The 18,194-nt window shown below is 58.7% G+C and carries 20 protein-coding genes; 6 read left to right on the plus strand and 14 right to left on the minus strand.

Annotated features, from left to right (window positions below):
- Positions 1-49 precede the first annotated feature (49 nt).
- On the plus strand, positions 50-901 hold the full coding sequence (locus tag M8997_RS02660) for a DUF1194 domain-containing protein (RefSeq protein ID WP_371929478.1): 852 nt from the start codon (positions 50-52) through the stop codon (positions 899-901).
- On the opposite strand, the gene M8997_RS02665 is transcribed toward M8997_RS02660, so the two are convergent.
- Together M8997_RS02665 and M8997_RS02670 are read right to left on the minus strand one after the other, a co-directional pair.
- Positions 902-1,900 carry a GlxA family transcriptional regulator gene (locus M8997_RS02665; RefSeq protein WP_250013396.1) on the minus strand — a complete coding sequence of 333 codons (999 nt, stop codon included), beginning with the start codon at positions 1,898-1,900 and terminating at the stop codon, positions 902-904.
- Between the two features lie 207 nt (positions 1,901-2,107).
- Positions 2,108-2,362, minus strand: coding sequence for a hypothetical protein (locus M8997_RS02670; protein WP_250013398.1), 255 nt, complete (start codon positions 2,360-2,362; stop codon positions 2,108-2,110).
- 118 nt (positions 2,363-2,480) lie between these two features.
- Here M8997_RS02670 and M8997_RS02675 point away from each other — a divergent pair, with 118 nt between their 5' ends.
- Entirely contained in the window at positions 2,481-3,389 is a 909-nt protein-coding gene (locus M8997_RS02675; RefSeq protein ID WP_250013399.1) for a LysR family transcriptional regulator, read from the plus strand.
- Here the strand turns inward: M8997_RS02675 and M8997_RS02680 are convergent.
- From M8997_RS02680 to M8997_RS02720, 9 genes are all read right to left on the minus strand, one after another.
- A complete protein-coding gene (locus tag M8997_RS02680; protein ID WP_250013400.1) occupies positions 3,379-4,101 on the minus strand; it encodes a copper homeostasis protein CutC in 723 nt (240 codons plus the stop codon). The genes M8997_RS02675 and M8997_RS02680 overlap by 11 nt on opposite strands.
- Positions 4,098-5,012 (minus strand): ROK family protein, encoded by a 915-nt coding sequence (locus tag M8997_RS02685; RefSeq protein ID WP_250013401.1) that lies wholly within the window; start codon positions 5,010-5,012, stop codon positions 4,098-4,100. The genes M8997_RS02680 and M8997_RS02685 overlap by 4 nt, the downstream gene beginning before the upstream one ends.
- Before the next feature lie 68 nt (positions 5,013-5,080).
- Positions 5,081-7,108, minus strand: a complete 2,028-nt coding sequence (locus M8997_RS02690; protein WP_250014373.1) for an ASKHA domain-containing protein — start codon at positions 7,106-7,108, stop codon at positions 5,081-5,083.
- Between the two features lie 146 nt (positions 7,109-7,254).
- On the minus strand, positions 7,255-8,217 hold the full coding sequence (locus M8997_RS02695; protein ID WP_250013402.1) for a methyltetrahydrofolate cobalamin methyltransferase: 963 nt from the start codon (positions 8,215-8,217) through the stop codon (positions 7,255-7,257).
- A 10-nt stretch (positions 8,218-8,227) separates the two neighbouring features.
- Complete coding sequence (locus M8997_RS02700; RefSeq protein ID WP_250013403.1) at positions 8,228-9,100, minus strand: methylenetetrahydrofolate reductase; 873 nt, start codon at positions 9,098-9,100, stop codon at positions 8,228-8,230.
- A gap of 16 nt (positions 9,101-9,116) precedes the next feature.
- Positions 9,117-9,419: a virulence factor gene (locus M8997_RS02705; protein WP_250013404.1), complete on the minus strand. Its 303-nt coding sequence runs from the start codon at positions 9,417-9,419 to the stop codon at positions 9,117-9,119.
- A 154-nt stretch (positions 9,420-9,573) separates the two neighbouring features.
- A complete protein-coding gene (locus M8997_RS02710) occupies positions 9,574-10,245 on the minus strand; it encodes an exopolysaccharide biosynthesis protein (RefSeq protein ID WP_250013405.1) in 672 nt (223 codons plus the stop codon).
- 67 nt (positions 10,246-10,312) lie between these two features.
- Positions 10,313-10,885: a DUF4893 domain-containing protein gene (locus M8997_RS02715; RefSeq protein WP_250013407.1), complete on the minus strand. Its 573-nt coding sequence runs from the start codon at positions 10,883-10,885 to the stop codon at positions 10,313-10,315.
- Between the two features lie 36 nt (positions 10,886-10,921).
- On the minus strand, positions 10,922-11,551 hold the full coding sequence (locus M8997_RS02720; protein ID WP_250013409.1) for a DUF1638 domain-containing protein: 630 nt from the start codon (positions 11,549-11,551) through the stop codon (positions 10,922-10,924).
- Between the two features lie 69 nt (positions 11,552-11,620).
- Between M8997_RS02720 and M8997_RS02725 the strand changes: the two genes are divergently transcribed.
- On the plus strand, positions 11,621-11,776 hold the full coding sequence (locus tag M8997_RS02725; RefSeq protein ID WP_250013411.1) for an entericidin: 156 nt from the start codon (positions 11,621-11,623) through the stop codon (positions 11,774-11,776).
- Positions 11,777-11,834: 58 nt separating this feature from the next.
- Here the strand turns inward: M8997_RS02725 and M8997_RS02730 are convergent, their stop codons facing one another.
- Positions 11,835-12,524 (minus strand): B12-binding domain-containing protein, encoded by a 690-nt coding sequence (locus tag M8997_RS02730; RefSeq protein WP_250013414.1) that lies wholly within the window; start codon positions 12,522-12,524, stop codon positions 11,835-11,837.
- Between the two features lie 249 nt (positions 12,525-12,773).
- Here M8997_RS02730 and M8997_RS02735 point away from each other — a divergent pair, with 249 nt between their 5' ends.
- Entirely contained in the window at positions 12,774-14,348 is a 1,575-nt protein-coding gene (locus M8997_RS02735; protein WP_371929506.1) for a trimethylamine methyltransferase family protein, read from the plus strand.
- 81 nt (positions 14,349-14,429) lie between these two features.
- Positions 14,430-15,110, plus strand: coding sequence for a hypothetical protein (locus tag M8997_RS02740; RefSeq protein ID WP_250013418.1), 681 nt, complete (start codon positions 14,430-14,432; stop codon positions 15,108-15,110).
- A gap of 12 nt (positions 15,111-15,122) precedes the next feature.
- On the opposite strand, the gene bmt is transcribed toward M8997_RS02740, so the two are convergent.
- The gene (bmt, locus tag M8997_RS02745) at positions 15,123-16,133 is read right to left on the minus strand and encodes a betaine--homocysteine S-methyltransferase (RefSeq protein WP_250013421.1); all 1,011 of its coding nucleotides are present in this window, start codon (positions 16,131-16,133) and stop codon (positions 15,123-15,125) included.
- Between the two features lie 86 nt (positions 16,134-16,219).
- Positions 16,220-17,056, minus strand: coding sequence for a helix-turn-helix domain-containing protein (locus M8997_RS02750; protein ID WP_250013423.1), 837 nt, complete (start codon positions 17,054-17,056; stop codon positions 16,220-16,222).
- 117 nt (positions 17,057-17,173) lie between these two features.
- Here M8997_RS02750 and M8997_RS02755 point away from each other — a divergent pair, with 117 nt between their 5' ends.
- Complete coding sequence (locus tag M8997_RS02755; RefSeq protein ID WP_250013425.1) at positions 17,174-18,187, plus strand: fatty acid desaturase; 1,014 nt, start codon at positions 17,174-17,176, stop codon at positions 18,185-18,187.
- Positions 18,188-18,194: the final 7 nt, after the last annotated feature.

An 18,194-nucleotide genomic window follows, 5' to 3' on the forward strand; every position in this document is an offset into this window, starting at 1 on the left:
GGCGGCAAAGCTGCTTTGTCCTTGGGAAAACTGCGCTACACTTCCCGGCATGTTCATGCGGAAGAAGGCGATCTTCGGTTTTCTTGTGCTGGCGACAATGGCTGCCAGCCCCTCCGTGCGAGCCCTATCAAACGAAATCGATGTCGATGTGGAACTTGTGCTGGCAGTCGATGCTTCGCGCTCCATGGAAAGTTTTGAACAGAAGATCCAGCGCGAAGGCTATATCGCAGCGCTGAGGCAGAAGGAGGTCATCGACGCTATCCGGGAGGGCGTTCATGGCCGAGTAGCAGTGACCTATGTCGAATGGGCCGGGGCCACCATGCAGCGAGTGATCGTGCCTTGGACAATTATCGACAGTGCGGAAACGGCGGAAAGCTTTGCGACCGCCTTGATGCGCCCGATACCTTCGACGCAGAGCCGCACCTCGATCTCGGGTGCGCTCGAATATAGCGGCCGGCTCTTCGATGATAATGGGTTCAAGGGAATTCGAAGGGTGATCGACGTGTCCGGTGATGGCGCCAACAATAACGGCATGCCCGTTGCGCCGGTACGAGATGACGTCCTCGCCAAAGGCATCACCATCAATGGCCTGCCATTGATGACGCAGGGCAATTTTTATTCTGACTGGGCCGTGCGCGATCTCGATGTCTACTACACCAATTGTGTCATCGGCGGGCCGGGGTCCTTCATGATCCCCGTGAACTCGTGGGACCAGTTTCCCGAGGCCGTCCGCCGAAAGCTCGTGCTCGAACTTGCCGGCAGAACGCCCGACGTGGTGAAGGCATCGAGCGATGTCGAAAAGCTACCTGTGATCCTGGCCCAGGCCAAGGCGCAATCCTATGATTGCATGTCCGGAGAGCGCATATGGCAACGCCGGATGCAGGATTGGGAATCCCGATGATCAGGCGGCCATGAGCTGTTTTCTGTCAGCGCGCTCCTGCTGCGGCGAACGCCCGTAAAGTTCGCGATAGCATTTGGAGAAGTGCGAGGCGGAAACGAAGCCGCAGGCGACCGCAACTTCGACAATGGGCATTGACGACTGAATCAGGAGATGGCGCGCCCTGTCCAGCCGTATTTCGAGGTAGTAGCGCGCTGGGGACCGGCCCATTTCCTGGCGGAACAGTCTTTCGATCTGCCGCCGCGACAGGCCCACATGGTCTGCAATCTCGATCAGCGACAAGGGCTCGGACAGGCGTGCCTCCATCAATTCGATAATGGTCAACACCTTGGAATTCTGGACGCCGAGACGCGCACGCAGGGGTAGTCGCTGCCGGTCATGCGGGCTGCGGACCCGGTCGGTCAGCGCCTGCTCGCAAACGCGATTGACGATATTGTCGCCGAAATCATCGCCGATGAGCTTCAACATCATATCCAACGCCGCCGTTCCGCCGGCGCAGGTATAAATGTTTCCGTCTACTTCAAAGAGGTCGGCATAGACGTCGGCCTTCGGGAATGCTTCGGCAAAACCCGGCAGGTTTTCCCAATGGATCGCGCAGCGCTTGCCAGAAAGGAGGCCGGCCGCCGCCAATATGTGCGCGCCCGTGCATAGCCCGCCAACAGCGACGCCCCGATTGAATTCCTCGCGGAGCCAGGCGAATACGGACTTGTTCTGGAACTTCTCGACATGTACGCCGGCGCAGACGAAGACCATCGACGGACGTTCTTCGCCAGTCAGGAACCGCCGTTCATCTTCGAGCGAAGAATTGACTGCGCATTCGACACCGTTCGAAGCGGTGACCGGTCTCGCATCAACCGAGGCCAGACGCCAGCGATAGGCCTCGTAGCCCAACATCCGGTTCGCGATCCGCAGCGGCTCGATTGCCGTGGCAAAAGCGATCATCGAAAAATTGGGTACGAGAAAAAAGACGAACGACCGCTTGTTGAGACCGATTTGATCCATAATAGCCTATGTTCCCGTATCTGGCTTTGAACCATGTCGCAGTTGAAGCATATTTCGCGGCATTCAACCGAGGCTCACAAAGCTTTTTTTCAGATACAACCATAGAACTATTCTAATTGGAAGTGGCCATCCCTGTGTCGCAAACGCACAGCTTTCACTTATGCTGACCGGGGCAGATAGTTCGTTATCGGCCCCGGTCGTACCAGGCTATTGCTGCTGCTTTTCGCATTCGCTGACCTGGCGCTGGTAAAGGTCCGGCCAGCCTATATCGCAGCGGATGTTCTCGGGCAGCGCGTCGAGAGCGGCTTCTGTAACATGGCGGCGATGAATGCTTCGCACACGGTTTCCGACGCTTTTGATGAAGCGAACGGAGTAATCGGCTTGGGCAACAAGCGGGGCGGCGAGCCGCTCGATAAGCGGAGTGGCAGCCCGTTGCTGATGAAGTTCGATGCAAGTGCTCATTTCCTTCTCCTGCTATAAGTTGGTTGAACTCTTCAGGCTTGACTATCGGGCTAATCTAATGTTCAATCAAACGAAATTTGCGAACTATATGATTAAGAAAAATTGATGGAGTAGCGCCGTGTCAGCCCCTATGCATCACCCAATTCCGATCCTTGATCTGGATGTTTTGCGTACTTTCGCGATGATCGCCGAAACCGGAAGTTTTTCGAGCGCCGCCAATGCGGTGTTTCGCACTCCCTCGGCTGTCTCGATGCAGATCAAGAAGCTCGAGGATATTCTCGGTCATGTCCTGCTCGAGCGCGACGCACGGTCGGTGAAACTGACCCCGAATGGCGAGATTCTGCTTGGTTACGCCAAGCGTATGCTGGCACTCAACCGCGAAACCGTCGCCAAATTCATTGCGCCGACCGTTTCCGGCGTTGTGCGTCTCGGCGCGCCTGATGATGTCGGGGAGCGCGTTCTTCCTTTCGTGTTGAAGCGTTTCGCCGATTCCCATCCGGATGTGACGGTCGATGTCGTCATCGACCAAAGCAACAGCCTGCGAAAGCGGCTCGACGAACAGCGCCTGGACGTGACGCTCGTGAATGTGAACGAGACATTGGCCAAGCTGGACGAGATCGAGGTCCTGATGACCGAGGAGATCATCTGGGCCGGGGCCAAATGCGGCACCGCCCACGAGCGCAACCCGTTGCCGCTCTCGATGTGGGAGGAGGGCTGCATATGGCGCGCCAATGCAATCGAATCGCTGGAGAAGGCCGGTCGCGATTATCGCGTGGCCTATATGAGTGCCCACACGATGGGGCAGCGTGCCGCGATCATAGCTGATCTTGCAGTTGCGCCATTCTCCAAGTTTCTACTGGATGACAATATGGTGCAACTCGGACCGGAGCATGGATTGCCTCCGCTCGGGGAGTCGAAGCTGGGCATGCTGGTCGCCAAGGATGCCGGCGCCCATATCCGGGCTGTCGCGCAGCATTTGCGCGTCTATTTCGAAGGCTATGAACGGACTGGCAAGCTCAGCTGTTGAGCAAATAGGCTTTCAACTCTCGTACGAGATCGGCGTCCGTTCGCTTCCGGGAGGCTGTTTCGAAGCCCAGTCTTGCGGCCGGTTCATTGACGATCGTTGCGGCAACGGAGCAGGACGAATGAATTTCGCCAAAAGCCAGGTGTTCCAATAGTTTTTGCGCAGTTCTTAAATTGACGCCTGAGCCGGGCATGATCGCAATGCGGCCCGCTGCACAATCGTGGGTCGCCTCGAGATCTGCCATGCCTTCGAGGGCGGTGGGCATGCGGCCGGACGTCAATATGCGTTCGAACTTCAATTCGACGGCTGTTTCGACTGCTTCGGCCACATCCGGAACGAGATCGAAGGCGCGGTGCAGGGTCACTCCGAGCCCAGTTGCCTCCGCCATCAGGCGTCGGAGCGCTCGCTCGTCCAGGGCGCCATTGGCGAGATTCGCGCCGAATACCACTCCCGCCAGTCCCGCCGAACGGATACCGGCGATGTCGTGCAGCATCGCACCCAGCTCAATGTCCGAATAGATGAAATTGCCTGCGCGCGGCCGAACCATCGCATAGACGGGCGTTGAGACCCGTGCCGCCTGTTCAATGAGCCCCGGCGTCGGAGTGAGCCCGCCGAGCTCCAGCGAGGAACAGAGTTCGATACGGTCTGCCCCGCCGGCCACGGCGGCCGCGAGACCTGCTGGATCATCGACGCAGACCTCAAGCAGGACAGTCATTTGGCGATCTCCGTCAACCCAAGGATGCCGGCGCCGACGAGACCTGGCTCGACCTTGAGCTTGGCGGGTACCACCAGGGGGCGGTCCGTCTTGTAGAGGATGCGCCGCCGCACGGCTTTGTCGAGCAGTTCCACCAGCGGGATGCAATTGGCAAGGCCGCCACCCACCGGAACGATGGATGCGCCGACAATATTGATGGTCATCGCAAGCGGCGCGCTGACGATATCGACATAGCAGTCGATCGTTCTTGCGGCGGTGGCCTCGCCATTCTCCCATGCCTCGATGATTTCGGTGCTGCTCAGCGCGGCTTGATGCAGGTGAAGATGCAGGCGCTCCAGTCCGCGGGCGGCTCCCACCGTATCGATGCAACCGATCTGGCCGCAACCGCACGCAAAGCGCGGTATGCTGGCAGGAGGATTGCCTGCACTCGTGGCCGAAACGGGCCCATGCCCCCATTCTCCGGCAAAACCGCCGACGCCCTCATGGATATTCCCGTTGATAACGAGGCCACCGCCGACGCCGGTGCCGATTATCACGCCAAAGACGATCCGGTGGCCAACCCCCGCGCCGACTGTCGCCTCGGACAGCGCAAAACAATCGGCGTCATTGGCAATCAATACTGACCTGCCGAGTTTTTCCTTCAGATCGGCGGCGAGGGCGCGTCCGTCTATACACGGTATGTTGGCGCAGGTGATCCGGCCCGTTTCCGCATCGACGACGCCGGCAATGGAGATCGCGATCAATTGCGACCGGTCGGCGCCGCTCTGGTCCGCAAGCTCGCCTATGGTCGCGGCGAAGGCGTCGAAATCGCTCAACGGCGTCGGCACTTTCGGCAATGGTCGTACGTCGTCATGCGCGTGGGCAGCGGCCGCCTTGATGGCCGAACCACCAATATCAAAACAGGCTATCATGGAAGGTGCAATCCAGGTCCGAGCTTCAATGCGACGCTTGTTAACCGAAATTGCTGCGCCGTCAAAGCCTATTCCCGGTTGCGGCGGGCGGCGCGATCTTCCCGCGAGCGCCGGCGCGGCGTGGCTTCGCCAGGCGTGGCGCCATCCGACAGGCTTTTGCGCGGCGGCAGGGTGACGGCCTCTGACAATTTGGGGAAAGGATCGACCTTGTTCGGCAGGGCCATCGCATAGACGAAATGCTCCTGGAACTTCGGTTCGAGCGCCGTTTCGATCTTTTCGATGCTGGTAACGGCATTTTCGATTTCGCGGCGGTAATTGCGGTTCAGCAAAGCCATGCGGGCACCCGTACCGGCGGCATTGCCGACCGCCTGCACCTTGTCGAGATCACAGTCCGGAATGAGGCCGAGGACCATCGCATATTTCGGATCGATGAACGAACCGAATGCTCCGGCAAAGCGGATCTGGTCGACATGGTCGATACCAAGCTTGTCCATCAGGAGTTTGACGCCGGCATAGAGCGCAGCCTTGGCCAGTTGGATGGCGCGAACGTCATTTTGCGTGATGGTGATCGTCGGTGATCCCTCATGCAGCAGATACGAGAATGTGCGGCCGGTAGCGACAATTCGCGACGACCGTGCCGCCATGGCACCATCGACAACGCCGTCTTCCGAGATGATGCCGGAAAGATACATCTCGGCCACGACCTCGATGATAGCCGATCCGCAAATTCCGGTGATGCCGGTCTTGGCGACTGCTTCCGCGAAGCCGGGCTCGTCCGACCATTGTTCGGTACCAATGACACGAAAGCGGGGTTCGAGCGTCAGCGGATCGATGCGAACGCGTTCGATCGCCCCCGGTGCTGCGCGCTGGCCGCCGGAGATTTCGGCGCCCTCGAATGCCGGACCGGTGGGAGACGACGCGGCCACGGTTCTTACGCGATTGCCAAGGACGATCTCGGCATTGGTGCCGACATCGACCAGAAGCATCATTTCATCCTGCCGGTGTGGTCCCTCGGCCAGCGTGGCGGCGGCGGCATCGGCGCCGACATGACCGGCTATGCAAGGCAGCATGTAGAGCCGGGTGCCCGGGTTCATCGTCAGGCCGATTTCAGACGCCTTGGTATGAACTGCACCGGAGACGGCGAGGGCGAACGGAGCACCGCCAAGCTCGGTCGGATCAATACCGAGGAAGAGGTGATGCATGATCGGGTTGCCAACGAAGACGCTGTCGAGGATGTCCTCTCGCGCAACGCCGCCCTCCGCGCAGACCTTGTCTATCAGGCCGTTGATGGCTTCACGAACCGCCTTCGTCATCGCCTCGCGTCCGTCCGGATTCATCATGACGTATGACACGCGGCTCATCAGGTCTTCGCCAAAGCGGATCTGCGGGTTGGATGTGCCGGCCGAGGCGATCGTGCGCACCGAAAGAAGCGACGACAAATGCATGGCTATGGTGGTGGAGCCAATATCGCAGGCGATGCCATAGGCCTCGTTCTTCAGCCCCGGATAGAGCGCTATCATGGTCGGGCTGAGGCTTTCCTCGTCATGGTGAATGGCTGCCGTGACGGCCCATTGACCTTGGCGCAGGATCTTCTGTACCTGCGGCAATAGATGCGTATCGACGGAAATGCCCGTCAGCCCCCATTCCCTTTCAAGCGCCGCCTTCAGCCGATCAAGATCGCCGAGAGGCTTGTGCATGTCGGGTTCTTCAACTTCGACATAGCACATCCGCACCGCCGGATTCCGCTCGATAACGCGGGTGTCGGCGGCCTTGCGGACGATCTGAGCGTTTATCTGAACATCCTGCGGCACATCGACCACAAGATCGCCAAGGATAGTGGCAGAACAGGAAAGACGGCGCCCCTCTTTGAGGTCGCGCTTTTCCGCATATCGCTGCTCCTTGGGGCCGAACTCGGAAATATGATCATTGGAGGAAGTGATGCCGTGCTTGGCAAATCGCCCTTCCTGCACCTCGACCTGGCAGCGGCCGCATATGCCGCGACCGCCACAGACGCTTTCCACGTAGACGCCGAGCGTGCGGGCGGCCTCGAGCACCGGCGTGCCAACCGGAAAGCGTCCGCGCTTTCCCGATGGCATGAACAGGACCAGGGCTTCCTTGCTATTTGTTTCGGGCGTCTTCACGGGTGCATTCAATATCGATGCTCCAAATACTGGGGCGGGAGTTACCGCCTCCTCTTATCCCGCCTGCATATCAGTCGTAAACGCGCTGAGCGCACAGGCGGTCAAACAGCCGCACCGCGGCGCGCTTCCCGGCCACCGCGCCGCCGTCCGCCGTTGGACGAAGCGGCCTCCGCTGGCACCGACGGTGCAACTCCTGCCGCCGCGGGCTGATGATCGCGGTATTTCTTGATCCAGTAAGTGCAATTGGCGTCGGTCCCATTGAGGACATTGGCGGCATGCACCGCTTCCATCTCCTGCGGTCGGCACGGGTTCATGATGGCCGACGTCATTCCGGCGCCGATGACCATCGGGATGAAACCTGCATTGATGCCGTGCCTGTGCGGCAGGCCAAACGAGATATTCGAGAGGCCGCACGTGGTGTTGACCTTCAATTCTTCGCGCAGGCGGCGGAGCAGTGCAAAAACCTGCCTGCCGGCATCTCCGAGGGCCCCGATCGGCATGACCAGCGGATCAACGACGATATCATGCGCGGGAATGCCGAAATCCGCGGCGCGCTCGACGATCTTCTTGGCGACGGCAAAGCGGACGTCCGGGTCCATCGAAATACCGGTCTCGTCATTCGATATCGCCACGACCGGGACATTGTATTTCTTGATGAGAGGCAAGATCGCCTCGAGCTTTTCCTCTTCGCCAGTGACGGAATTTACCAGCGGGCGGCCCTTCGCAACCCTCAAGGCGGCCTCGATAGCGGCCGTGACGGAACTGTCGATGGACAGCGGAACATCGACGAGGTTCTGCACGATCTCAAGTGTCTTGACGAGAAGGTCCGGCTCCGTGGCGTTCGGATCGACCGCCGTGACGCCGGCATTGACATCCAGCATCGTTGCGCCTGCCGCCACCTGTTCCAGCGCGTCCTTGGTCACCGTGTCGAAATTGCCCGCCACCATCTCTGCGGCCAGTTTCTTGCGGCCGGTGGGATTGATGCGCTCGCCGATCACACAGAAGGGCTGGTCAAAACCGATGATGATTTCTCTTGTCGCCGAGGCAACGATCGTACGGGTCATTCAAATTACCTCAGTTGGCAGCGGCGTTTGCGGCGGTGAAATGCGAAGGTGCCAGATTCCAGCTACCCCGATCGACAAGCCATTCGGACGATTTCTTCAAGCCACCAAAGGGGAATATATGGATCTGCTTGATGGCGGTACCCGCCGTCGCGAGCACATGTTGCTCAATAGGCCCCACCACGCCCTCTGGCGAATGGCTGGTGGCGAGAGCAGTCAGGGAGAGGGCGTTCTTTTTCAGGAAGCTGATGGAATTGCCGACGCCGCACATGGCGGCATATTTTATCAGCGTCGTGATCTTTGCCGGTCCGGCAACGCCGAGATGCACCGGCAGGTCGATGCCATGTTCGCGCAGCGATTCAGCATAATTGATGAAGCGTTCGGCATCGAAGCCGAACTGGGTGACGACACGAAGCTTGGCTCCGGTGCGTTCGCCAAAACTCTTCTTCAACCGCAGGGCCTGCAATGCCACCGCGTCCGAAAATTCCGGGCTGCCTTCCGGATGGCCGGCCACGCCCATTTCCTTGATGCCATATTTGTCGAAGAAGCCGGTTTCGAGCACTTCCATGGTCGAAGAGAATTCTCCGGCCTGACGCTCCAGACCACCGCCTATGACCAGCACATCGGTAACGCCTGCCTCCTCGGCAGCGCGGCGGATGCGTGTTTCCAGCGCGGTGCGGCTGGAAAGGCGCCGCGACGCAAAGTGCGGGACGGGCTTGTAGCCGAGATCATGAATTCTCCTCGCCGCAGCAGTGAGCGTGTCGACGCTGTCGGTGCCCATATCGGTGATGTAGACCCGCGTTCCGACCGGGAAGAGGCCGGGCAGATCTTGCGATTCAATTGCCTGGCGCGCCGCGACTTCGATAGATGCTGCGATTTTGCTCATTGGCTTCGCTTTCAATTCATGAATTGTCATGTCCACCTGCCTGTACGAGGGCTACCAAGCGCTGCCGGTCATACTCCTGATCGATGCGGGCCAGCGCATTATCCGCTTCTGCTTCAAGATCGTCACTGACCGCAACTGGCGCTCCACGGCGCCATTCGGCCAGATATGCGTCGGAATCCTTTGCGCCGATGCGCATCGCACACATGTCGATAGCTTCGGTGAAGCGCAGCGGAAGCTCTCGCTTTGCTGATTGCCGACCCTTCTTGACAGTGACTTGTGCCGGAATATCCCGCCAATAAACGACAATGAGATCAGCCATGCACCACATCCTCCGACAGGGACCGTTTTGCCGGAAAAATAAGGCTCAAGCTAGCTATGGCACGACGCGCGTGCACTCAAATGCGACGTTGCCAGATGGTGTTTTTGCGACGCCGCAACCAGCCGGATATGGCCTTCGGAAAGTGACGATCTGCCTAGAAGGGCCAGAAGCTGGCGAGATAGGTCAGGACACTCGCCGCGATGAAGGCGAAACCGGCGACAATAGCGATCGATACGACACCGATGACCAGCCCACCGAAGAGCAGCCTGCCGTCCCGCTCGCAAAGAGCGATGCCGATAATGGCCGTGGCAAAGGCCGGCAGCCAGTTCGAAAGCGGCATCGGCAGCACGACGGACATTCCGAGTATCGTGGTGAAGGCGCCGAGCCAGCGATCGCCCTGTCTTCGCCCGAACGGCCAGTTTCTTGGCTTGATGAACCGCTCGAGCCATTGCAGGCGAGGGACGACCTTGTCGGACATCTGCCGGAAGCGGTCCGGCGATATGGATTTGGTGCGCAGGAAAGCGGGCAGCCATACGGAATCACGTCCCATGACCATCTGCACCGATACAAGTACCAACGGGATGCCTGTGATCATCCCGGTGCCCGGCGGCAGTGGAATGAGGTTCAATATGGCAAAGAACGTCAGAAGGGCGGCGAAGCTCCGATCGGTGAACGCATCTTCGAGTTCGGTAAACGATACGGGTCTTGTTGCCGATAGCGAAAGATCTTGAAACACCTGGGACAAGGGGCGCGGATCATTGTCCGCCATTGCATCGGTTTTCTTGTCTTCCGACATCAAATCATCACCTGCATCTGTCGCGGTCATAGCCTCATCTTCGTCAAGCGTTTCGACGCATATGGCGCGGGTATGATGACATTGCAATGACGAATTTCTATCGAGCGAGCTCCAATATATTGAATCGGGACTCTTTGGCGGGCGCGGGAAACTCGATGCGAAAGGCGTCGTCGGAGGTTCGGTAGGCATAGCCGACTTCGTCGGTTTCGGCGCCGCTGCCATAGGGCAGGGCGGTTTCTCCCGCTATATAGCCTGATCCGAGATAGGTGAGGCGATTGTCGCCATCGGTATAGAAACGCCCTTTTGTTCGTTGCGAGCCGGTGAGTTTCTCCAATTGCCAGCCCGACCCATCATCGGTGACGCGGCATTTGAACCAGCCATAGACAACCAGCGGCAGATTACCGCCGAGTTTCAGCGTCCGGCACTTCCAGTCGCCGGTCATGTCGAAGCTGCCAAATGGCAGATCCGGTCGGGCGATTATCCCGTCCAGGATCGCTAGATCCTGCGCTGCGCCACGCCGCGCTTCCTCGAGGGCCTGTTTCCTGGTCGTTTCGTATCCGGCCAGGCGCTCGGAATCCTGGCGCGTGATGATTTTAAGGATGGTGCCGTCAGCCTTCGCCGGTAACGCGGCAAGAAGCATTGCCGACACGATCAAAGTGACACGAAGCATCGATCCATATCCTTGTGAGAGAGCTGCAATGATTGATCACGAAGGGACGGAAGCGGCCTTCGCGAGCGCGGACGGAAGATCGCCATAACCGGTGAAGCGGCGTTCATAGGCGAGACCGAGAAACTGTGCCGCCCGCTCCGCCTTCAGATCGAGCTCCGGGTCGTCCGTCTGCGCCATGTAGATCATCTTTTTGTAATGCCCGAAATACATGTCCCGCAATTCAGGATGCCGGTTCAGTCCCAAGGGTTTGACCATGAAGGTTTCAAAATGGCGGGCAAGAAAGTCGGTCATGAAGAATGATGTCATGTCATCCTCCCATTGCTCGGCGAATTTGGCATTGCCGGTATAGAACGAAAAGCAATGCGGGCCGGCAATGCGCTCCACGCCGTGGCGCTTGCAGACTTCGTCCAGCAGGCCGCCGGTGCCGCAATCGGCATAGCCGACAAAAACATGGTCGATGCCTTCGGTGCGGGCCTCGGAGATTGCCCTGTCGACCGCTGCGGGGATTTTATCGGGATGATGATGGAAGTCGGCGGGCAGGCACGTAAGCTGCACATGGTCCAGCCCGAGAGATTGGCGAATTGCCAGCACCTCGCGTGCAATCATGCCACAGGCGATGACTCTGACGGTGCTGGGCGAAATATTGTTCTTGCGGCTAACATTCATGGAACCGATAATGCTCCATCGCGTTATGCGAACGTTGAATTCAGTTTAACACAACGGGAGACCCAGTCCATGAAACTATCTCGCATTGCTCCAATTGCCGCAGTTGTCGCAGTCATTGCGCTGGCGGGCTGTGCAAATACCATACGGGGTGTGGGGGCTGATGCAGCCAACACTGTGAATGCGACCCAGAATGCCGGCCAACGCGTCGCCAATTCGGCGGAATAGGACCGGGTCAATCCATCGATTGAATGGCCGCTCCCGGCGGCCATTCAATTTTGTGCGTCTAGAGCTGATTGTGCTTGCGCTTCATATATGATTTGGCTGTCTCCACAGCCACCGCCGCATCGCGGCAATAGGCATCGGCACCGACAGCCTTGCCGAATTCTTCGTTGAGCGGTGCGCCGCCGACGAGAACGACATAGTCGTCACGGATGCCTTTTTCCTTCATCGTGTCGATGACGACCTTCATATAAGGCATCGTCGTCGTCAGCAGGGCCGACATGCCGAGAATATCGGGCTGGTGCTCTTCGATGGCGGCCAGATAGTTCTCGACCGGGTTGTTGATGCCGAGATCGATGACGTCGAAACCAGCGCCTTCCATCATCATTCCAACCAGGTTCTTGCCGATGTCGTGGATGTCGCCCTTGACGGTGCCGATTACCAGCTTGCCCTGCTTGGGCGCGCCTGTCGCGGCAAGAAGCGGCCGCAATATCGACATGCCGGCCTTCATGGCATTGGCCGACAGCAGAACTTCCGGAACGAAAAGAATGCCGTCGCGGAAATCCTCACCGACGATGCGCATGCCTTCGACCAGAGCTTCGGTCAAGACCCGATAGGGCTCCCAGCCGCGCTCCAGAAGAATATTGGTGCCTTCTTCGATTTCTTCCTTCAGGCCGTCATAGAGGTCGTCATGCATCTGCTCGACGAGTTCATCGTCGGAAAGCTCCGAAAGAATGATTTCATCATCGGCCATTTAAATGCTTCCTTTCAGACTTGTGCACCGTTGAGACCCGGTTCTGGCGTTTCCCTATCATATCGGGCAAGTTGCTGAAAACACATTGCTTAAATGCGACCTAGTGAATGACGAAAACGACTGGCCATTTGTCCCCGATGCGCCATCATGTGCCGCACACGGAATTGCTATTGCGGGTATGAAGGCTAGGATTTGCCCATTATCAAACTATCGGCGCCATGCGCCCGGAGAAATCTAATGACCGAGGAAATGCCAATCGATGTTCCCGCAGAGGCGGAGGCAGGCAGTGGACGTCGCGGCAGGGGAAGCGGTGGAGGCGCGGCTGCCCGCCGTGCGGCCCGATCGGGCGGCGGCCCCGGCAAATCGCTGACCTATATCCGGCGGAAGATCCACACCTATGATGTCCTCGATGAAGAGGGGCTGGCACTGATCGAAGCCAATGCGGATACTGTGCTGGAGGAGATCGGCATCGAGTTCCGCGACGATGCCGAGGCGTTGTCGCTCTGGAAGGAAGCGGGCGCCGACGTGAAGGGCGAGCGGGTTCACTTCCCGAAAGGCCTGCCGCGTTCCTTGTTGAAGACCGCGCCGTCCATCTATACGCAGCACGCGCGAAATCCGGAACGTTCGGTCCAGATTGGCGGCGATGCCACTGTGTTCGCACCTGTCTACGGCCCGCCCTTCGTCCGGGATCTCGATGGCAACAGGCGCTATGCGACGATTGCCGATTTCCAGAATTTCGTGAAGCTGGCCTATATGGCGCCTTCGATCCATCATTCCGGCGGCACGGTTTGCGAGCCCGTCGACGTGCCGGTCAACAAGCGCCATCTGGACATGATCTATGCGCACATCAAATACTCCGACAAGCCCTTCATGGGCTCGGTGACTGCGCCCGAGCGCGCAGAAGATACCATCGAGATGTGCAAAATGGTGTTCGGCGAGGATTTCCTTGACCGGAACACCGTGCTCACCAGCCTGATCAATGCAAATTCGCCTATGGTTTTCGACGAAACCATGCTGGGCGCATTGAAGGTCTATGCGCGCAACAATCAGGCTTGCATTGTCACGCCGTTCATTCTCGCCGGCGCAATGAGCCCGGTCACGGTGGCCGGGACGCTGACACAGGTTCTCGCCGAAGTTCTGGCGGGCGCTTCGTTCACCCAGCTGGTGCGTCCCGGCGCCCCCGTTATCTTCGGCACCTTTGCCTCGTCCATATCGATGCAGTCGGGGGCCCCGACCTTCGGCACGCCCGAACCTTCTCTCGTATCCTACGGCGCTGCGCAGCTCGCGCGCCGTCTGGGGCTGCCTTTCCGTACAGGCGGGTCGCTCTGCGCCTCCAAGGTCTCCGATGCACAGGCTGCCTATGAAAGCGCCAATACGCTGAACTCGACATTGCTTGCAGGCACGAACTTCGTCCTGCATGCGGCGGGCTGGCTCGAAGGCGGGCTGGTGTCGTCCTACGAGAAGTTCATGATGGATATCGACCAGCTTGGCATGGCCCAAAGGCTCTCGGAAGGTGTGGACCTGTCGGAAAACGGTCAGGCCATGGATGCAATCCGCCAGGTTGGCCCCGGTAGCCACTATCTCGGCTGCGACCATACGCAGGCAAATTTCCAGACCGCGTTCTATCGCTCGACGATGGCCGACAACAACTCCTACGAACAATGGCTGGCCGAAGGGGAGAAACGCGCGGATCAACGAGCCAACGAGCTCGCACGCCGCTGGCTGGAAACCTATGAGGCGCCCTATCTGGACCCCGCGATCGACGAATCCCTGAAGGAGTTCATCGCCAAGAAGAAGGCTTCGATGCCCGACGCATTCACGTGAAAGAAGCCCGAGGACGGCCGGGCTAAAGTGGCCGATCTGATCCACAAGGACGTGTGGGCAACTGCCGTCAAGGGGTAGACCATGCCGGATGGTGGTCCAGATATCGGCGGATTGACATCACGGCTCGAGGAGTTTGGCCTGTCGGTGCGTGGCGGGTTCGTCCTGGAAGAGGGCGATATCGATGCACCACGTCATCGAGCAGGGCCTGTGAGATCCGTTCTGATGGTTGGCCATTTCGGCTCTTCCATCTGGCCTAGCTTCCGGCGGTGGCACCTTGCCCATTCCCATGAAGCGGATCCGCTGGACAATTGGTCCAAGGAAGTTCTGGGCCGTATTGCGGCAGACCATTCCGCAGTCGCGGTGTTTCCATCCGACAAGCCCTTCATGCCCTTTCAACGTTGGGCCATGCGGGCGGAGGGCATTTCGCAATCGCCACTCGGCATGCTGATCCACCCCGTATACGGTCTGTGGCATGCGTTTCGCGGCGCCTTGCTGTTCCGCGATCCGATCGACATCGAGCCTGCGACAAAACAGGCGCACCCCTGCGCCACTTGCCGAGCCAAGCCATGCCTTTCAGCCTGTCCCGTCAGCGCCTTCGATGGCGCGAATTTCGCGGTGGACAGATGCCGCGATCATCTGCGGCAGAAACATCAGGCCTGCATGATGGGTGGCTGTCTTGCCAGGTTGGCGTGTCCGGTCGGCGATGGTTATGAATACGTTCCGGAACAGCAGGCGTTTCACATGCGGGCTTTCGCGGGCTGAGCGCCGAACCCGTCAGGCCCTGCGCCGCCGCTCCCGCTTCGGCAGATTGTCGCCATGCGCGGCCAGCTTGTTGCGCATCGGGCCGATCACCTCAACGATGCTCTCCACGGTGGGCCGAGCCGCCGCCTTGTGTGTATCGAGCGCCTTCCGCATTGCAGCGAGGTGCTCAAACGAGGTGCCACAGCAGCCGCCGATGATCCTTGCCCCGCCATCGATCGCCAGTCGTGCATAATCCGACATGAGTTCCGGCGTGCCAGAGTAGAAAATCTCGGAACCACGAAATTCCGGGATGCCGCAATTTCCCTTCACGACGATGGTTGCAGATGGGTCGGATTCGCTCATATCCAAAAGGGAAGCGAGAATGTCCGATGCTCCGACGCCGCAATTGGCACCGACTGCCAGCGGACGTTCCGCGAGGCCGTCCACGACGCCGTGAATATCTTTCGGATGCAGGCCCATCATCGTCTTGCCCGCAGTATCGAACGATCCCGTATATACGTAAGGGAGGCCGACCTTCACGGCCGCTTCGGCTGCGGCCCTTATCTCGCCGGGCGCAGACATGGTTTCAATCCAGGCAACATCCACACCGCCGGCCTTCAGGCCCTCCAACTGCTCGATGAACGCTGCGACCGCGTCTTCTTCGGTCAGTGCGCCAAGCGGGACAAGAAGTTCGCCCGTCGGGCCGACCGATCCGGCAACGATGACCTTGCGGCCGGCCTTGTCCGCAACCTCGCGAGCCAGTTCCGCAGCCGCCTTGTTCAAGGCAAAAACACGGTCCTGCGCGTGATGCAACTTGAGGCGATGCCTCGTTCCGCCGAAGGAGTTGGTGAGGATGATGTCCGCACCCGCATCGATGAAGCCCTGATGCAGCGCCAGGATTTTCTCCGGCTGCGACTCGTTCCACAGTTCCGGCGCTTCGCCTGCTTCAAGTCCGGCGGCGAACAGGTTGGTCCCTGTGGCTCCGTCGGCGAGCAGCACCCCTTTTTCTGCAATGAGGTCGGCAAGAGGATTGGAAGCGGACATTGCGGAGTATTCCTTCGTTGGATTTAGATAATGATATAAGCAAGTCTTTATATGTCGGTCAATGCGAATCTAAGCGTCGATGATCTCTAGGCTGTGTTCAGGCCGGCAATATAGGCCGCTGTTTCATGAGCATTTATCCGCGCTACGCGGATGAGCCCGTCAAAATGACGCTGCATCGTCAGAACAGCCTCGGTCGTGTTGAGCACGAGGTACATGCCTCCGACGAAAAGCGCCACTCTATAGGGCCCGAAAACCGTATAGGGCACCGAATAGCGCTCGCGCCCGTCGAAGAGGTACAGCCGGAACGACGGATAGAGCTCGTCCACCAGACCGGCCATGTGCTTCAACTGTTCAATTCGAACGTCTTGCGGCAGATCTGCCCATATGCCGTGCCCGGAGGCGAAATCATTGAGTGTCTGCACCGGCATGCAGACTTCCATATCCGTTCCGGGCTGGCGGTTATAGTCCAGCCGAAACGCAGTTTCATGCATCTGGACTGACGGGTCGCGCGGAACCATCGAGGTCTCATAGGAAATGACCGCAGGGGTACGCAGAAGATCGGGAATACGGGCGGGAACGTAGCGAATCTTGCTTCCGGTTGCCTCGGCGTGCCAACGCACCAGCAATGTACGTTCGAAATTATCCGGACCCTCTTCCAGCTCCATGCTCGGGCGAAGCTCGCCGGTGATGCCTTCATCATGGCTAAGCCCGAGCAGCCAGTCCAGCGACACAGCATATTTCTCGGCAATGTTCAGCAAGGTCTCCACCCGCGGCAGACGGGTTGATTGGCCGGAAAGCAGCTGTGAAAGGGCTGAACGATCGATTCCTATGGAGGCAGCGAAAGAGGATTGGTTCTCTCCGCTTCGTTCCAGCAGGATTTTCACCCGAGTCTGGAAGAGCCGGGACAGATCCCTCTTATCCACTGCAAGCACTCCGAATGTTTATATTGAACAACATATGCGCTGTTTGGTGCGCAAAATCAACATTCAGTTACGGAAATCTCATTGCTGACACTTGCTGACAATGAGACGATAAATGACATGGAATCAGAAAGACATACATCTCGCCGCGGTAAGCGGCGCATCGAATGGCCGACAATCGGCCTTGTTTTGGTTTGCTACGGGCTGTGGTTTGCCTCCGGCCTTTATCTTTATCCCGTAAGCCCGCTGCTTGCGCTGTCACTCATGGCAGTGTCGGTCGCCTTGCACTCTTCACTGCAGCACGAAGTCCTGCATGGCCACCCGACGCGGAATGGCTCTATCAACGAGTTGCTGGTGGCAATGCCGCTCGGACTTTTCTACCCGTATCGCCGCTATAAGTACCTGCATCTGAAACATCATGCGGATGAGCGGCTCACAGACCCCTATGATGATCCGGAGAGCTATTATCGGGCGTTGGGCGATTGGGAGAAATTGCCGTCATTCATCAAACGGCTCCTGAACTGGAACAATACGCTGATCGGACGGGTAACGATCGGGCCGGCCCTAATGGTTATCGGCTTTGCCATCAGCGAGACGCAACTGGTTCTCGGTGGCGAACGCAAGACCCGCGACGCCTGGATATTGCATGGTCTGAGCCTGATCCCTCTCGTCGCGGTCCTGTGGTTCGTCTTCGATATTCCATTGTGGCTCTATGGCCTGACTGCCGCCTATTGGGGGTTGTCGATCATTGCTATTCGCACCTATTGCGAGCACCAATGGTCGGAGCGGCCGGATGGTCGAACGATCATCGTCGAAAAATCACCCCTGGCACTGCTTTTCCTCAACAACAATCTTCATTTCGTCCACCATAAACGGCCGACGGCGCCATGGTATGATCTGCCTAAACTGTATCAGGCGCAGCGGGAGGAATGGCAGCGCATGAATGGCGGCTATGTGTTCCGCAACTATCTCGAAATTTTGAAGGCCTATGCTTTCCGCAAGAAGCACGAAGTCGTTCATCCGGTGTTGCGGCGCGATCCCGCTCCCGCACGCGCTTTCCGGCCGCGGCGCCATGGTATAAGCATGCAGGGAGGGTCAACCATGCCCATCCCGGCCGAGCCGCCCAAGGACTGAAGCCCAT

The organism is Phyllobacterium sp. 21LDTY02-6, from assembly GCF_023554255.2.
Taxonomy (GTDB): domain Bacteria; phylum Pseudomonadota; class Alphaproteobacteria; order Rhizobiales; family Rhizobiaceae; genus Phyllobacterium.

Bases quoted from the DNA above. Each gene is read 5' to 3' on its own strand.
- M8997_RS02660 (WP_371929478.1), top strand. From the start codon at position 50: ATGTTCATGCGGAAGAAGGCGATCTTCGGTTTTCTTGTGCTGGCGACA.
- M8997_RS02715 (WP_250013407.1), bottom strand. From the start codon at position 10,885: ATGCTTCGTGTCACTTTGATCGTGTCGGCAATGCTTCTTGCCGCGTTA.
- M8997_RS02740 (WP_250013418.1), top strand. From the start codon at position 14,430: ATGCCGGATGGTGGTCCAGATATCGGCGGATTGACATCACGGCTCGAG.
- M8997_RS02710 (WP_250013405.1), bottom strand. From the start codon at position 10,245: ATGACCGCGACAGATGCAGGTGATGATTTGATGTCGGAAGACAAGAAA.
- M8997_RS02685 (WP_250013401.1), bottom strand. From the start codon at position 5,012: ATGATAGCCTGTTTTGATATTGGTGGTTCGGCCATCAAGGCGGCCGCT.
- M8997_RS02730 (WP_250013414.1), bottom strand. From the start codon at position 12,524: ATGGCCGATGATGAAATCATTCTTTCGGAGCTTTCCGACGATGAACTC.
- M8997_RS02705 (WP_250013404.1), bottom strand. From the start codon at position 9,419: ATGGCTGATCTCATTGTCGTTTATTGGCGGGATATTCCGGCACAAGTC.
- M8997_RS02695 (WP_250013402.1), bottom strand. From the start codon at position 8,217: ATGACCCGTACGATCGTTGCCTCGGCGACAAGAGAAATCATCATCGGT.
- M8997_RS02690 (WP_250014373.1), bottom strand. From the start codon at position 7,108: ATGCCATCGGGAAAGCGCGGACGCTTTCCGGTTGGCACGCCGGTGCTC.
- M8997_RS02680 (WP_250013400.1), bottom strand. From the start codon at position 4,101: ATGACTGTCCTGCTTGAGGTCTGCGTCGATGATCCAGCAGGTCTCGCG.
- M8997_RS02735 (WP_371929506.1), top strand. From the start codon at position 12,774: ATGCCAATCGATGTTCCCGCAGAGGCGGAGGCAGGCAGTGGACGTCGC.
- bmt (WP_250013421.1), bottom strand. From the start codon at position 16,133: ATGTCCGCTTCCAATCCTCTTGCCGACCTCATTGCAGAAAAAGGGGTG.
- M8997_RS02755 (WP_250013425.1), top strand. From the start codon at position 17,174: ATGGAATCAGAAAGACATACATCTCGCCGCGGTAAGCGGCGCATCGAA.
- M8997_RS02665 (WP_250013396.1), bottom strand. From the start codon at position 1,900: ATGGATCAAATCGGTCTCAACAAGCGGTCGTTCGTCTTTTTTCTCGTA.
- M8997_RS02700 (WP_250013403.1), bottom strand. From the start codon at position 9,100: ATGAGCAAAATCGCAGCATCTATCGAAGTCGCGGCGCGCCAGGCAATT.
- M8997_RS02670 (WP_250013398.1), bottom strand. From the start codon at position 2,362: ATGAGCACTTGCATCGAACTTCATCAGCAACGGGCTGCCACTCCGCTT.
- M8997_RS02725 (WP_250013411.1), top strand. From the start codon at position 11,621: ATGAAACTATCTCGCATTGCTCCAATTGCCGCAGTTGTCGCAGTCATT.
- M8997_RS02720 (WP_250013409.1), bottom strand. From the start codon at position 11,551: ATGAATGTTAGCCGCAAGAACAATATTTCGCCCAGCACCGTCAGAGTC.